Below are 14,853 nucleotides of genomic sequence, written 5' to 3'. Positions count from 1 at the left end.
GTCGGGATGCTCGCTGATTATATACGATCTGTCCCGGCCTGAAGCACCGTCAGCAGGGGAGGCGCGATGCCGCGCACGACCGGGATCAGCAGAGAGCACCGCCGCGTCGTGCTGGCGGCGATGGTCGGCACGACCATCGAATGGTTCGACTTCTTCATCTACGCGATCTGCGCCGGGCTGGTCTTCGCGACGCAGTATTTCGCGGTGCTCGGCAAGGACGCGCTGATCCTGTCCTTCGCGACGGTCGGCATCAGCTTCTTCTTCCGCCCGATCGGCGCGGTGATCGCCGGGCACCTCGGCGACCGGCTCGGCAGGCGCGCGATGCTGATCCTCACCCTGCTGCTGATGGGGATCTCGACGGTGCTGATCGGCCTGGTGCCGAACACCGCGTCGATCGGCGTCTGGGCGCCGATCATTCTGGTGCTGCTGCGCATCGTGCAGGGGCTTTCGGCGGGCGGCGAATGGGGCGGCGCGGCACTGCTCGCGGTCGAGCACGCGCCCGCGGAACGGCGCGGGCTGTACGGCGCGTTCCCGCAGATCGGCGTGCCGATCGGGCTGCTGCTGGCCAACGGCGTCCTCGCGCTGGTCACCGCGCTGACGACGCCGGAGCAGTTCCTGGCGTGGGGCTGGCGGATCCCGTTCCTGCTGAGCGTCGTGCTGATCGTCGCCGGCCTGATGATCCGGTCCAGGGTCGCGGAAAGCCCGGTGTTCGAGGAGGTCCGCGAGAAGAAGGCGCGGTCGAGCATGCCGCTGGTGCAGCTGTTCCGGCACCACTGGAAGCTGGTGCTCGCCGGGGCGCTGCTGTTCGCGGCCAACAACGCCGTCGGCTACATGACCACCGGCGGCTACGTGCAGTCGTACGCGACCAAATCGCTGCACCTTGACCGCTCGACGGTGCTGATCGCGGTGATGATCTCCGCCGTCGCCTGGCTGCTGAGCACGCTCGCCGGCGGCTGGCTCGCCGACCGGATCGGCCGCGTGCGCACCTACCAGATCGGGTTCGTGCTGCAGCTGGTCTGGATGTTCCCGTTCTTCGCCCTGGTCAACACGGGCAGCGTCGGGATGCTCGTGCTCGCGCTGATGTTGTTCTCGGTCGGGCTCGGGTTCACCTATGGTCCGCAGGCGGCGCTGTACGCGGAGATGTACCCGACGACGGTCCGCTACAGCGGCGCGGCGATCTCCTACGCGATCGGCGCGGTGCTCGGCGGGGCGTTCGCGCCGACCATCGCCGAGGCACTGCAGACCAGCACCGGAACGGTCTACGCGGTCGGCGGGTATCTCGCCGTGATGACCGTGATCGGCCTGGTCACGAGCTTCTTCGTCAAGGACCGGCGGGGCACTTCGCTCAGTACGGCTCCCGCCGAAACCCAGGTCGTCAACGTCGAAAACGTCTGAGCGGGGGCGCGCGATGCGGACTCAGGCCAGGAACGACTACTGCGCGTGGCTCGACGCGGCCGCCCGGGACGCGCATGATGCGATCAACCGGATCCACGTCGAGGCCTACGCCGATCTGGTCCGCGCCGCCGAGCTGTACAAGGGCGAGCTGGCGTGCCGCCGTCCGGCGCGGCGGCCGGCGTCCAGTCTGCCCGGCCGGGGACAGCGCCATCGGAGCCATCGGGACGCCGGACTGCGGGGTTCCGCGATGGCGCGCGTCGAGGGGTCGCGGTTCGCCGATCCCCGGCCGGGCGGGTAGAAAGGGCGGCGGCGGCCGGTCGCCGCTTCCCGCGGCGCCGGCCGGTTGAGCCGACCCCGAGGAGGAGCAATGCCGGACCAGCAGCCGAACCCGCTGTGGCACCCGTTCGCGGACATGGGCGCGGTCGACGGGAACCGGTTCGTGGTGACCCGCGGCGAGGGGTCCTACGTGTGGGACGACGCGGGCCGTCGTTACTTCGACGCCTCCGCGTCGCTGTGGTACTCGAACCTCGGCCACGGCCGTCCCGAGATCACCCGCGCGGTCACTGAGCAGCTGGAGAAGCTCGACGCCTACAACCTGTTCGGCGGCGTCGCGAACGAACCGGCGCTGAAGCTGGCGTCGCGGCTGTCCGAACTGGCTCCGATGCCCGGGTCGAAGGTGTTCCTCGGTTCGGGCGGCGGCGACATGGTGGACACCGCGGTGAAGATCGCGCGGTCCTACTTCGTCCACACTGGACGCCCGGACAAAACCCACGTGATCAGCCGGACCCAGGGCTACCACGGCACGCACGGATTCGGCACCGCCGCGGCCGGGATCCCGGCGAACGCGGAGGGCTGGGGCCCGCCCGCTGCTGATTTCTCGCAGGTGCCCTACGACAACGCGGCGGCGCTGGAGGAGGAAATCCTCCGCGTGGGGCCGGAACGGGTCGCCGCGTTCTTCTGCGAACCGGTCATCGGCGCGGGCGGCGTGCTGCTGCCGCCGGACGGTTACATCGAGGAAGTGGCAGCGATCTGCCGCAAGCACGAGGTGCTTTTCGTCGCGGACTGCGTGATTTGCGCATGGGGCCGGCTCGGCACCTGGTACGGCATCGACCGCTGGCCGGTGCAGCCGGACCTGGTGACCACGGCGAAGGGCGTGACCAGCGGGACGATCCCGCTGGGCGTGCTGCTCGTGGCGCCGCACGTGGCGGAGCCGTTCTTCACCGGCCGCCCGGGTGCCCCGATCCTTCGCCACGGCGCGACGTACGCCGGTCACCCGGTCGCCTGCGCCGCGGCGAACGCGACGCTGGACATCTACGAGCGCGACGACATCATCCCGCGCGGCAAGGCACTGGAAAAGCCGCTCGCGGACGCGCTTTCCGGCGCGGTCGGCCATCCGGCGGTCGCGGAAGTCCGTGCTGGGCTGGGATTCCTGGCCGCGGTGGAGCTGGCCCCGGACCTGCTGGCCGCGGACCCGGGCGCGCCCGGCCGGTTGCACAAGTTCCTGCTCGAGGAGGGCGTGATCGTGCGCTCGCTCGGCAAGGGAATGGCGGTGTCGCCGCCGCTGGTGGCCGAGGAAGCCGAACTGGACCTGCTGGCGGCAGCCGTTCCGCGAGCGCTGGACCGCTTGCTGAAGAACTGACGCTTTACGACACCGCGGCGGCACCGAGTTCCCGGTGCCGCCGCGGCTGTCTGTCTACAAAGGACTACTTGCAGTTGAGCGTTCCGATGCGCAGGGCATGGTTGTCGTCGTTGTCGTCGTCGGACCACACGACCTGCTTGCTGCCGTTCGCGCACGACGGCGAGATCGCGAAGCCCTCGTTGTTGTAGTTCGACATCCCGGACGGGCGGTCGTACTGCGCGGTGACCGCGAACGCGCCCTTCGAGTTGACGTCGAGCGTGGTGGTGCGGCCCTTGCACGTGTTGTCGCACGCGGCCCACAGGTGGCCGGTCGACGCTTCGTACTCGAGGTCCATCACCGCCGGGAACCCGCTGTCGATAGTGGCGACGCGGGTGTACTTGCCGCCGGACTGGTCGAGCGCGTACGCGTAGATCTTGCCGTTGTCCTCGAGCCCGACGAAGTACAGGCCGGTCCCGTGGTTCGGGTAGCTCGCCGGGTTGTAGGCGGCTTTCGCGTGCTCGTCCCGGAATTTGTGCGCGGTGAGTGCGGAGTCGGGCACCCAGGCGATGCCCTCGAGCCCCTTGTTGGGCTCGACCGACGGCAGATCCGAGGTGAGGTCCCATTCCCCGGTCGCGTTCAGCGACTTGCCCGACCCGGAAACCGCGTACCGGAGCACGGCGGGCTTGCTCGTGTCGCCGTCGTCGTTGTCGCGCTCGGTGGCGGTGAAGACGCCGTCCGGGGAGAAGACGACCCCTTCGGCGTCCGGGTCGCCGCTGCCGTCGTGGTAGCGCATGGCTTTGCCATCGGACCAGCCGTTGGCGGTGTCGGGCCGCCATTTGTTCCCGTCCTGGACCAGTCGGTACAGGGTGCTCGGACCGTTCTTCACCGCCCACAGCACGGTGGGCGATTCGTACGAGACGCCGCTGAGGTTGCTGCCGAAAACCCCGGAGCCGTCGGCGATGGCCACCTTCGACCCGCCAGGCCACGCCGTGGCTTTAGGGATGGCATTTGGGGCGGTTGCCGGGGTGGCTGCCGGTACGGCGTGGGCCGCACCGGCCCCGACCGCGAGCGCCAGGACCGACAACGCGACGGTGACCCGGATTTTTCCACGCCGATGTGTTCCACGCTGATGCGCAAGCAAGGAGCCGCTCCTTCTGTCCGTCGGGCACGGGCGGCCGTGCCGAGGTGGTCGCTGCTGACAAGCGGCGGTCCCGCGTCGCGGGACTTACAGCAGTGGGTGATCGACAGTGGAGCACAAGGCGTGGCGAGTAAGCAACAAACAGCAGGTGACGTTGTTCCGATGATTGGCACAGGGGTTTCTCGGGGCCGATTACTGGGCTGTCGCCCGGGCGGCGGTTTGTTTCGGGGCTGGTGGTTGTCGGGCGGTGGCTCGTGGTGGCCAGTTGCGACGGGCGCCGATCTGCCACGGAGCCGCCGGTTGCCAGGCGGCTGCCCACGTCGACCAGTCGTCGCCAGGCGGCGGCTCGCCACGGGGCCGGTGGTTGTCGGGCGGCGGCTCACGTCGATCAGTTGCGACCGGGTGCCGGTCCGCCACGGGGCCGCTAGTTGTCGGGCGGTGGTCTCGTGCCGATCAGCTGCCACTGCGTGCCGATCCGCCACGGGGGTAACCGGTTGCCAGGCCGAGGCCCGAGCCGACCAGTTGTCACCGGGCACTGATCCACCCCGGGGCAACCGGCCGTCAAACCGCGGCCCGCGCCGAACCGACTGGAATCGTGGTGCCACCGGGCGGCGGTCCGCTGCGATGCTGGCGGTTGTCGGGGCGGCTCGCGTCGATCAGGAGCGACCGGGTGCCGATCCGCCACGGGGCCGCCAGTTGCCAGTCAGCTGCCCGCACCGACCACCTGCCCCGGCACCGATTCACCCCGGGGGCAACTGGTTGTCGTGCACCGGTCCGCGCTGATCAGGTGTCACCGGGCGGCGGTCCACCACGGGGCCGCCAGTTGCCAGTCAGCTGCCCGCACCGACCACCTGCCCCGGCACCGATTCACCCCGGGGGCAACTGGTTGTCGGGCACCAACCCGCGCTGATCAGGTGTCACCAGGCGGCCGCCCACCACAGGGCAGCCGGTTGCCAGTCAGCTGCCCGCGCCAACCAGCTGCCCCGGGCACCGCTCCACCCCGAGACAACCGGCCCTCAACCCGCGACCCGCACCGAACCGTCTGCCCCCACGCCGTCACCGAGCCGCCCCCACGCCCTCACCGAGCAACAGTCCGCCACACCGGAACGTTGACCACCGCCCCCGGCATCCCCGGAGCCCCACTGTCCCCGGGAACGATCGTGAAGCGCCATTTGTCCACGCCGCCGCCCATGATCTCGGCATAGCGGCGGGCACCGTCCGCGTTCGCGAAACGGACCTGCTGACCACTGGCGAGGTGGGTGATCTTGACCGCCACACTGCCTCCTGGGATCGATCGACGGACGGGTTCTGCCTGGGTGCCGGCCCGCGGAGCTTCCCCCTCCGGGGCCGGCTCATCCAGTAGAACACGTGTTCGATTCCCGAGGCAATCCAGGTCCCCCTCCCGAGCGACCCAGACCACCCGCGCGAGCGCCGCAGGCAACCACGAAGGCGGCAAAATCCCTTACCCCGCAATAGAAACGCGGAAAGAACTCACCGACTCCGCACCATCGCCACCCGCGGCCACCGGTCCAGTCCTCGCGCGATTTCCGCCCGCCGGATCTCCCGCAGGCCCGGCCCTTGCTCCTCCTCGGCCAGCACGCGGAACCCGAGCCGCTCGTAGTAGGGCGCGTTCCACGGCACCTCTGCGAACGTCGTCAGCGTCAGCCCGGCCAACCCCCGCTCCGCGGCCCACGCGCCGACCGTCTCGATCAGCGCCCGCCCCAGCCCCCGGCGCGCGTGGCTCGGCAGCAGCGAAACCTGTTCCACATGGCCGAAACCGTCGACCTCCTCGGCGACCACGTACGCGGCGATCGTCCCGTCGTCGTCCCAGACCCAGCAGCGGCCCGCGGACTGGAACACCGCGAGCTCCTCGACCGATGGCGGTGCGTCGTCGGCGATCTCGGCCATGCCGACAGCGCGGAACGGCTCTCCGGCGGCGAGTTCGAGGTCAGGGAGCACGGGCAGGTCGGCCGGGGCCGCGAGACGGATCACCCGCCCGATGTTACGGCTACAGCGAGTACTCGGAAATCGTGTTTCCGATCTGCTCGGCGTACTCGCGCAACGCCGTGATCGCCCGTTCGCGTTCCAGGTCGCCGATGCGCGTGGCGGGCCCGACGAAGGTCAGCACGCTCGGCCGGTGCCGGTCCGCGTCGACCGGCACCGAGCAGCACCACACGCCGTCCTCGATTTCGCCCCAGCTTTGCACGTAGCGGTTGGCCAGCGCGTGCTTGAGGTCGTCGCGCACCTCATTTCCGCGTTCGCGGACGATCCGCGCGACCTGGCGTTCGCGTTCGCCGTCGGGCAGCAGGGCGAGCAGCATCTTCCCGGTCGCGCCGACCCCGAGCGGGATGGAATGCCCCGGCTGGAACGTGAATCGCATCGGGCGGTCGCATTCCACCAGGTCGCTGCACACCGCGAAGTCGCCGAAGTGCTGGAACAGCAGGACGGTCTCGCCGAGTTCGCGCACGGCCTCCTCCATCATCGGCCGTGCGAGCCGCGTCAGGTCGTTCGCGAGCCGGGCGGCGCGCGCGAGCGGCATGACGCGGCTGGTGAGGTGGTAGCGCCCGGACCGCGACTCTTCCAGCAACTGCAGTTCCTTCAGCAGTTGCACGTAGCGGTAGGTGGTGGCGACCGGGCTGCCGATCACCTCGGCGAGTTCCGCCACGCTGGCTTCCCAGCGCTGCTCGGTGAACGACAGCAGCAGCTGGAGCACTTTCCGGGAACTGTTGGCGCCGGCCGTGCGACGGAGTCCGGGTTCAGACATCCTGAAACCTCTCCGTGAGAGCACCGAATTCAGTCACAAACGCGTCGGTAAATTACCACAGGTCACCCTTTTTCCGGGACGGCAAGAAACGGTGTCAGCAGTCCGGGGACGGCGGTGTCGGCGAGCGCGAGCCCGGTGCCTTCCTCGACGTCCAGCACGCGGTAGTGCCCAGCTCCGGCGGCGACCGGCGCGATGACGGTCACCAGCCCGGCCCGCCGCTGGAACAGCGATCGCTGCACGACGATCCCGGTGAGCCGGTCACGCTGGACGGCGACCGTCGCCCTGGCCAGCGACCCGGAACGGGTCACCAGGTACCGGCCGGTGATCGCGTGGCCGAGCGAGCGGTACCGGTCGAAGCCGATCAGGACGGCGAACGGCAGCAGCACGAGCGCGGCCTGCCAGGGCCATTCCGGCAGCACGTCGAGCCGGGCCAGCGCGAACAGCGCGGCGGAGAGCGCCAGCACGGCGAAGACAGCGCGAGTGATCCGGCGGGTCAGCGCGCGCCGGGAATGCCGCACGAGGGGGACTTTCGCGAAGTCCTCGCCGAGCACCTCGTTCGCGATCTCCCTGGCCTTCCACGCCGGGGCAGGCGGCAGCAACAGGCCGCCGCCGCGGTCCGCGCCCTTGCCCTCGCGCAGCCCGGCCGCGACCGCGACGCATTTCGCGCCGCCGACCATCCGCAGCGGCAGCGGTTCCTTGATCTCGACGCCGCGCAACCGGTCTTCCTCGATCGACACCGACCGCGTCGTGATCAGCCCGCGCCGGATGTGCAGCGTGCCGCCCGGTTCGCGGGTGAGCCGGAAGTTCCAGAACGACAACACGTATCCGCCGACCGACAGCACCGACACCAGCACGAGCAGCCCGGCCGCCGCCAGCACCACGGTGAGCCACACCGGTTGTTCGAGCGCGCGGGCGGTGAGGTCGCGGACCGGCCCGAAACTCGTCGGATCGAAGTGCAATTCGTGCGCGAAGTGATAGACCGTGCCGAGGATCGCCGCGACCACGGCGAGCCCGGACAGCGTGAACGGCGCGTAGCGCACCCAGCGCTTGTCGACCTCGGCGACGACCGACTCCGGCGGAGCTTCGGGTTCGGCCGGTTTCCGGTGCAGCAACAAGGTCCGCAACCGCTGGGCTTCCTCGCGGGTGACCGCGTCGAGCACCAGCTGGTCCTTGCCCGGGCCTTTTCCGTGATCGTGCCGTCCGGTTCCGATTCTTACTGCGGATAACGAGAAAATCCGATGTTTCGGTTCCGAAAGCACGTCTACGGTACGAATTCGGTCGAGCGGGATGGCGCGTTGTTTGCGCAGCAGCAACCCGGTGTGCCATTCGATCTGGGTCGCGGTGACGCGGTAGCGCGAGGTGAGGCAGTGCGAAATGCCGACCCCGATCGTCGCCGCGGTGGCGACGAGACCGATCCACTGCCAGTAGTTTCCGTGGCCGAGCAGCAGCGCGCCGACCAGCACCGGCAGCGATTTCACCAGGTCGAGAACGGGGCGGATCAACAACATCCGGCGGTCGAGCCGATGCCAGGGCGCCTCGCCGGCGCTTTCGGCGGCGACCGGCGCGGAGGGTGCGGTGGCCTTCACGTCGCGTCCTCGCGAACGGCCTGGGTGGTGCGGGTCAGCTCGTCGGCCAGCGAGACCGCGACCTCGCGGTCGAGCCCGGAGATGCGCAGCGGCCCGGCGGCGGACGCTGTCGTGACGGTGAGCCGGGCAAGCCCGAACAGCTGCTCCAGCGGACCGCGTTCGACGTCCACGGTCTGGATCCGCGAGATCGGCGCGATCCGCCACTCCTGCTTCAGCCAGCCGGACTGGGTGTAGACGGCCTCGCCGGTGACTTCCCAGCGGTGCACGCGGTAGCGCCACTGCGGCATGACGAGCAGATGCAGCGGGGCCAGCACGCAGGAGAGCAGGAGCGTCACGGTGAGCCACGACGGCGGATCGTCCGCGGTCGCGACCACCACCGCCTGCACCGCGAGCACGAGCAGCCAGCCGGCCCCCGCCGACGCCGCCCAGTGGCCGATCGCCCGGCGGCTCACCCGGTGTTCGGGCGGGCGCAGCCGCAGTTCAAGCGTGGTGGATTCCTCGATGTTCACCCGCTCAGAGTGCCCGACCCGGGGATCCGATGCCCACGACAAGTGTCACGAGGCCCCGATCCGGGTGGCGGGCGAGTGCGGGGCGTTACTATTTTCGCCGCGCGCGGGATGGATTCGCAGCCGGGCCGCGTTGTACCGCGTACGTCCGTGCAAGCGAGCAGCAGGAGGATCCGGTGGGACTCGATCCCGAGGAACTGTACGAGGTGGACTCGGACGTCCCCGACCTGGACGGAGCGGTGCTCCTGCACTTCTTCGAGGGCTTCATGGACGCGGGCTCGGCCGGGCGCCTGGTCACCGACCACCTGACCGGAGAGGTCGAAAACCGGGTCATCGCGCGGTTCGACGTGGACCGGCTCATCGACTACCGGTCGCGCCGCCCGATGATGATCTACGCAGTGGACCACTGGGAAGAGTACGAGGCCCCCGAGCTGGTCGTGCGCCTGCTGCACGACGACGACGGCATCCCGTTCCTGCTGCTGTCCGGCCCCGAGCCGGACCGCGAATGGGAGCTGTTCGCGGCCGCCGTGCGCCAGCTGGTGGAGCGCTGGGGCGTGCGGCTCACCGTGGGGTATCACGGGATCCCGATGGGGGCCCCGCACACGCGCCCGCTCGGCGTCACCGCGCACGCGACCCGCGAGCACCTGGTCGGGGAGCACCAGCCGCTGCCCAACCGCATGCAGGTCCCGGGCAGCGTCGCCGCGATGCTGGAGTACCGCTTCGGCGAATGGGGCCACGACGCGATGGGCTTCGCCGCGCACGTGCCGCACTACCTCGCGCAGTCGACCTACCCGGCCGCCGCGCTGACGATCCTCGGCTCGATCGGAAAAGCCACTGGCCTCCGCCTGCCCGACGGCGAGCTGCGCACCGCGGCCGAGGTGGCCAAGGCGGAAATCGACCGCCAGGTCGCGGAATCCGAGGAATCCGCCGACGTGGTGCGCGCGCTGGAACGTCAGTACGACACGTTCACCGAAGCGTCCGGGCACAGCCTGCTCGCCGAATCGCAGGAACACATGCCGACGGCGGACGAACTGGGCTCGCAGTTCGAACGGTTCCTCGCGGAACAGGGCGGGGACGGCTCCGAACGCTGAGCCGAGAAGTAGGCAACACCTGCGGACCGGACCGTCTGCCAGGCCCACCAGAGCCGGGCTGTCATGATCGCCACTCCGGACATGGTGCGGCCCGCACGTTGCCGGAAGGCTGCGGGGGCGGGTGTGATGGGTGACATCTGGAGTTCAGGCTAGCCGGTACCTGGCTCCGCCCGGCACCCGGACGGGCCCCTAGCGTCCGGGTCCCGACCGCGCCAGCGCCCATTGGGTGCGTTTAACGCGGGGCGTGTCGCACGCACCGAACGCCACGCGGGGGCCCATTCGGCCAGGGCGGCAGCTAGCCGCGCGACCGGCTCCCCGGCGAGCCAGCTCCGTGAACCTGAGCCACGCGTCAACCAGGCCAGCCCGCCAGCTGTCGCAGCGCCTCGCTGGTCGGCCCGAACGCGTCCCCGAGCAGCGCGTGCAGTTCCCGGTTGAACGACTCGATCACCGGCCGCAGCCGGGCGAGCGCCGCTTTCCCCTCGGCGGTCAGGTCCAGCACCAGCGCCCGGTGCTGTTCGGGATGCTGCTGCCGGGCGATCAGCCCCGCGTCGATCAGCCGTCCGGTCATCGCGGTGATCGCGGATTCGCGCTGGCCCAGCTCCGCGGCCAGTTCCCGCTGGGTGAGCCCCGGCCGGTCGTGCACCGCGAACAGCGCGCCGAGCTGTGCGGTCGTCACGCCGCCCGCCGCGAGGCAGCGCCGGTCGCCCTCGACGCGCAGCCGGTGCGCCGCGCTCTGCAGCAGGAAGAAAAGTCGTTCGTCGGCGGCCATGCGGGGATCTTGACAGTGTTCTCCTTCCGCCGCCATCCTCACTTCACTACTGAAGTACTTCACTACTGAAGTGAGGCCGAAAGATGCACCTGGACTTCGCGCGCGCCGGACTCGCCGCACAACCGTTCAGCGTCCTGCTCGGCGCGAGAGTCGAAGAGTTCGGCGACGGTCGCGCCGTACTGGAGCTGGACGTCCGAGACGACCTCCGGCAGCAGAACGGCTATCTGCACGGCGGCGTCCTGGCCTACGCCGCGGACAATGCGCTCACCTTCGCCGCCGGAACAGTGCTCGGCCCGCAATTGCTGACGAGCGGTTTTTCGATCGACTACCTCGTGCCCGCCGAAGGGGTGCTGCTGCGCGCGGAAGCGACGGTCGTCCAAGCGAGCCGTTCGCGCGCGACCTGCCGCTGCGATCTGTACACAGTGGACAGAGAAGGAAATTCGGCGTTATGCGCGGCGGCACAGGGATCCGCGGTGGTCAGGCGTTCGGCTACTTCTGCGTGAACCGGGCCGTGCGGACCGGCACCCGGTGGTCGGCTATCGTCCCGGGATGAACCAGGAAAGCCAAGATCGGCTGACGACAAGGACTTTGGGCCCTGCGCTGCGCCGGAAGGCCGGCCTGGTGCTGCGCAGGGCCACGGCCCGGCTGCACGATCCGCATCCCGCACAACACGCCGAGCAGCTCGCCGAGCTGCGCGCGGAACTGGAGCGGACGCGGGAGGAACTGCGGTCCGAGATCGTCCGGCAGGGGGATCGCCTGCTGGACCGCGTGGTCGAGTTCGAGATCCGCAGCCGCCGCGACATCGTGTACGCCGGCGATCAGGACGCGGCGTTGGAGAGCAACGTTTTCGCGCGTGAAAACCTGATCGGGGCACAGCATTTCGGCCGTCCGGAGGAAACGCTGCAGTACGCGCTTTCCCTCGCGCCGACCGGCGGGATGGCGCTGGAGTTCGGCGTCGCGTCCGGCAATACCCTGCGCGCCATCACGGCCGCGCGCGAGGCGACCGAGGTGTACGGCTTCGATTCGTTCGACGGCCTGCCCGAGGCGTGGCTCAACGGCATGCCCGCCGGCGCCTTCGCCCGCGACGACCTGCCGGACGTGCCGGGAGCCGAACTGGTCGTCGGCCTGTTCTCCGACACTCTGCCCGGGTTTCTGGAGAAACATCCAGGACCAGTCGATTTCGTGCACGTCGACGGCGATCTCTACAGCTCCGCGAAGACCGTGCTGGACAACGTCGGCCCGAGGCTGCGGGTCGGCAGCATCGTGCAGTTCGACGAGTTCTTCAACTTCCCCGGCTGGAAACGGCACGAGTACCGGGCGTGGACCGAGCACGTCGAGAAGACCGGCGTCGAGTTTTCCTATGAGGCCTACACCTACAACGACAACCAGGTCACCGTGCGGATCACCGGCGGCCCTGGGCTCATGGAGTGAAGCAGCCGTGCTCGTTGAGCGGTCCGATCGCGGGAAGGAGCAGACCGCACAGATAGCCGTCGATCCAACGGCCGTTGCCGGTGAGATTCGCGGCGAAGCGGACGAGCGGGGCCAGTTTCCGGATTCCTTCGGCGAGCGACGCGCGGTTTCGTTCGAGCATCGCGGTGAGCCGGTCGAGCTGGGCGAGCACCGGGCCGAGTTCGCGGTCGTTGTCGGCGACGAGCCCGGACACTTCGCTGCCTAACTGGCGCGCGCCGGCGAGCAGGGACTGAATGGCTGACTCGCGTTTTTGCACCTCGGCCAGCAGCTGGTTGCCGTCGGTGAGAAGCCGGGTCAGCTGAGCGTCGCGGTCGGCGAGAGTGGCGGAAACCGTGCGTGCGCCAGCCAAAAGGTGAGCTAGTTTCGCGTCGCGGGCGGAAAGGGCGTCGGACAGCCGCGACAGCCCGCTCAGCGTGGCGCGGACGTCGGCCGGAGTGTGCGCGAAGGTCTCGGAAATGACGCGGAAGCTGTGCGCCAACTGGGTGGTGTCAATGGCGTCGACGGTCGTCGCCAGCTGCCGGAACGCGGGCAGCACGTCATACGGAACAGCGGTCCGGTCGCGCGGGATCGGCGTGTCCGGGTCGAGCGATCCGGCACCGGCCGGGTCGAGCGCGAGATATTTCTGGCCGAGCAACGTTTTGATCCGGATCGCGGCGGATGTCCGGTCCCCGAGCCACGCCCCCGACGCCCGGAAAGACACCCGGACGGACGCGCCGTCGAGCGAAACCCCTGATACCCGGCCGATTTTGACCCCGGCGATCCGGACGTCGTTCCCGGTCTGCAGTCCCGCGGCTTCGCTGAACTCGGCGGCATACGCGGTGCCGTCGCCGATGAGCGGCAGATTCGGCGCCTGCGTCGCGGTGAGGACGCCGAGGACGAGCACGGTCGTCCCGACGAGAGCGGTGCGCACAGGGTGTCGGGCGGAAGGCACAGCGTGGATGGTGGCTCTCCCAGCCGGGTGAGGCCACTCACGCCACCCGAATGGGCGCTTCTTGTGTTGTGTCCACTTAGGACTATACGGGACGCTCCCCTGCGCACGCCTTGTTTTCCGGTACCGCACCGGCGGCTCCCGTCATGTGCCATTCTGGTCTGGCTGGCCGACGTGACCGGAATCATCGGAACATCCGGTGCGACTCGGCCGTTGAAGGGGTGTGCAGCGAGCGCGGAAAACCCGCGCCGACGCCGATCGGGGAGGAGCCACCATGCGAGACCTGACCACCGGATTGCACCCGGCGCCAGACCTCGTGGACGACACGGACGCGGCCCGGCAGGAGGAACGCCGCCGCAAGGCAGCGCTGGCCGTCGCGTCCCGGGCCAAGGACGCCCAGGAATGCGCCCTGCTGCTGGACATGCTGGGGCTGCACGCCCCGGGCGGCAGCCGGACCGAGGTCGCCTGAGGCACTTCAGCTCCGGCTGAGGTGTGCGGGGGAGAACGACTCGTGGCCGGTGTGCGGACCGGCGCGGGTTGGCCGGCTTTGCGCCAGCCTGGCCCTGGGGAGGGCCGGGCTGGTTGTGCGGCTGGGCGGTAGTGGCTGGTTTGTCGTGCGGTTTAGCGGTACCGGGCTGGCTGGCCGTGTGGTTCAGCGGTTGTGGGCTAGCTGCCGTGCGGTTTAGCGGTAACGGGCTGAATAGCTCGGCGGCGGAGGCGGCCGGGCAGTTTGGCGCGGGCCGGGGAGTTTCGGCTCTGGCAGCCCGGGGAAACCCGGCGGGACGGTGCGGCCGCGCAACCCGGCGCAGGGGACCGGAATTTGTGCTGCCCGTCGGCTGGAGGGGTCGGCGCATGGCCGAAAGGCGCTGCCCAGCGTGGATGCCCGGTCAGTTGGTTGCGGGGATGAGAACCTTGGCCCGGCGCGGGGTCGGTTGCTCCGCCGGGGAATCGACACGCGGATCTGACGGGGACAGCCGGGCGGTTCGCAGGCTGGGCGCTTGACGTGATGGGGAAGTCCGATCCGACCATCGGGCTCTTGGCCCGGTGTTGCGGAGCGGTGCAACTCCCGCCATGGCCCGCGCGGTTTGGCGCAAGTAAAGCAGTTTCAGGCGGTTTGCCCGGGAAGCGGGCGAATCCCCAGGTTTGCCTGCACGGCGGGTCTGGATTCTGGTCTGGGTGGCAGAAGCGACCTGATGGCAGGGCATCGCCGGGTCGACAGCTGATCGGCTAGTCAGCGCGTCGGCCGCGGCCGGTCGAGCGCCGCCGCGAACTAACGCGACGCCTGCTCTGCCCCCGGCCGGTCTCCCGATCCGCGCCAATCACCTTCCCGCGCAACCCCGCGAGACTGGGCCAAACGGGTGAAATAACCGCCAGAAATCAAACCGGAAGACCGCGCCTCCCGAGTCAACTGAAGCCCCAACCGCCCGGAGGCCAGCTCCGCTTCGGTGGCAAAACCCCTTGGTATGAAAGCGATTCACGACCACGGCCACCTCCTGGCGCGGGGTGTCCACATGGGCCAGTCGCCTCAGCATGCGGATTCCGCAGAAATGCACCCAACGCACACCGGCAACCCCAGCTAAATCCCGGA

At 69.6% G+C, this 14,853-nt stretch carries 15 protein-coding genes; 7 read left to right on the top strand and 8 right to left on the bottom strand.

Annotated features, from left to right (window positions below; translation table 11 throughout):
* Positions 1-66: 66 nt before the first annotated feature.
* The 3 genes from ACWGIC_RS15750 (at position 67) to ACWGIC_RS15740 (ending at position 3,034) form a co-directional block, all read left to right on the top strand.
* Positions 67-1,395, top strand: a complete 1,329-nt coding sequence (locus tag ACWGIC_RS15750; protein ID WP_452076630.1) for an MFS transporter — start codon at positions 67-69, stop codon at positions 1,393-1,395.
* A 13-nt stretch (positions 1,396-1,408) separates the two neighbouring features.
* Positions 1,409-1,693: a hypothetical protein gene (locus ACWGIC_RS15745; RefSeq protein ID WP_452076629.1), complete on the top strand. Its 285-nt coding sequence runs from the start codon at positions 1,409-1,411 to the stop codon at positions 1,691-1,693.
* A 69-nt stretch (positions 1,694-1,762) separates the two neighbouring features.
* A complete protein-coding gene (locus tag ACWGIC_RS15740) occupies positions 1,763-3,034 on the top strand; it encodes an aminotransferase family protein (RefSeq protein WP_452076628.1) in 1,272 nt (423 codons plus the stop codon).
* Between the two features lie 64 nt (positions 3,035-3,098).
* Here ACWGIC_RS15740 and ACWGIC_RS15735 read toward each other — a convergent pair whose 3' ends face one another.
* From ACWGIC_RS15735 to ACWGIC_RS15710, 6 genes are all read right to left on the bottom strand, one after another.
* Positions 3,099-3,980, bottom strand: coding sequence for an esterase-like activity of phytase family protein (locus ACWGIC_RS15735; protein WP_452076627.1), 882 nt, complete (start codon positions 3,978-3,980; stop codon positions 3,099-3,101).
* 1,249 nt (positions 3,981-5,229) lie between these two features.
* Positions 5,230-5,427 carry a hypothetical protein gene (locus ACWGIC_RS15730; RefSeq protein WP_452076626.1) on the bottom strand — a complete coding sequence of 66 codons (198 nt, stop codon included), beginning with the start codon at positions 5,425-5,427 and terminating at the stop codon, positions 5,230-5,232.
* Between the two features lie 215 nt (positions 5,428-5,642).
* Positions 5,643-6,143: a GNAT family N-acetyltransferase gene (locus tag ACWGIC_RS15725; protein WP_452076625.1), complete on the bottom strand. Its 501-nt coding sequence runs from the start codon at positions 6,141-6,143 to the stop codon at positions 5,643-5,645.
* A 16-nt stretch (positions 6,144-6,159) separates the two neighbouring features.
* Positions 6,160-6,915, bottom strand: coding sequence for an IclR family transcriptional regulator (locus tag ACWGIC_RS15720; protein WP_452076624.1), 756 nt, complete (start codon positions 6,913-6,915; stop codon positions 6,160-6,162).
* A gap of 62 nt (positions 6,916-6,977) precedes the next feature.
* Positions 6,978-8,423: a PH domain-containing protein gene (locus ACWGIC_RS15715; protein ID WP_452076701.1), complete on the bottom strand. Its 1,446-nt coding sequence runs from the start codon at positions 8,421-8,423 to the stop codon at positions 6,978-6,980.
* A gap of 74 nt (positions 8,424-8,497) precedes the next feature.
* Positions 8,498-9,052, bottom strand: a complete 555-nt coding sequence (locus ACWGIC_RS15710) for a PH domain-containing protein (protein WP_452076623.1) — start codon at positions 9,050-9,052, stop codon at positions 8,498-8,500.
* Positions 9,053-9,183: 131 nt separating this feature from the next.
* On the opposite strand from ACWGIC_RS15710, the gene ACWGIC_RS15705 reads away from it, so the two are divergent.
* Entirely contained in the window at positions 9,184-10,098 is a 915-nt protein-coding gene (locus ACWGIC_RS15705) for a proteasome assembly chaperone family protein (protein ID WP_452076622.1), read from the top strand.
* 349 nt (positions 10,099-10,447) lie between these two features.
* Here the strand turns inward: ACWGIC_RS15705 and ACWGIC_RS15700 are convergent, their stop codons facing one another.
* Entirely contained in the window at positions 10,448-10,867 is a 420-nt protein-coding gene (locus tag ACWGIC_RS15700) for a MarR family winged helix-turn-helix transcriptional regulator (RefSeq protein WP_452076621.1), read from the bottom strand.
* An 83-nt stretch (positions 10,868-10,950) separates the two neighbouring features.
* Between ACWGIC_RS15700 and ACWGIC_RS15695 the strand changes: the two genes are divergently transcribed.
* Together ACWGIC_RS15695 and ACWGIC_RS15690 are read left to right on the top strand one after the other, a co-directional pair.
* Positions 10,951-11,370, top strand: coding sequence for a PaaI family thioesterase (locus tag ACWGIC_RS15695; RefSeq protein WP_452076620.1), 420 nt, complete (start codon positions 10,951-10,953; stop codon positions 11,368-11,370).
* A 46-nt stretch (positions 11,371-11,416) separates the two neighbouring features.
* The gene (locus ACWGIC_RS15690) at positions 11,417-12,298 is read left to right on the top strand and encodes a class I SAM-dependent methyltransferase (protein ID WP_452076619.1); all 882 of its coding nucleotides are present in this window, start codon (positions 11,417-11,419) and stop codon (positions 12,296-12,298) included.
* Here the strand turns inward: ACWGIC_RS15690 and ACWGIC_RS15685 are convergent.
* Positions 12,288-13,277 (bottom strand): MCE family protein, encoded by a 990-nt coding sequence (locus ACWGIC_RS15685; RefSeq protein WP_452076700.1) that lies wholly within the window; start codon positions 13,275-13,277, stop codon positions 12,288-12,290. The genes ACWGIC_RS15690 and ACWGIC_RS15685 overlap by 11 nt on opposite strands.
* 262 nt (positions 13,278-13,539) lie before the next feature.
* Between ACWGIC_RS15685 and ACWGIC_RS15680 the strand changes: the two genes are divergently transcribed.
* On the top strand, positions 13,540-13,734 hold the full coding sequence (locus ACWGIC_RS15680) for a hypothetical protein (protein WP_037715467.1): 195 nt from the start codon (positions 13,540-13,542) through the stop codon (positions 13,732-13,734).
* The last annotated feature ends 1,119 nt before the right edge of the window (positions 13,735-14,853 follow it).

The organism is Amycolatopsis sp. NPDC054798 (genome assembly GCF_053611505.1).
This window is presented reverse-complemented; position numbering and strand designations above follow the sequence as displayed.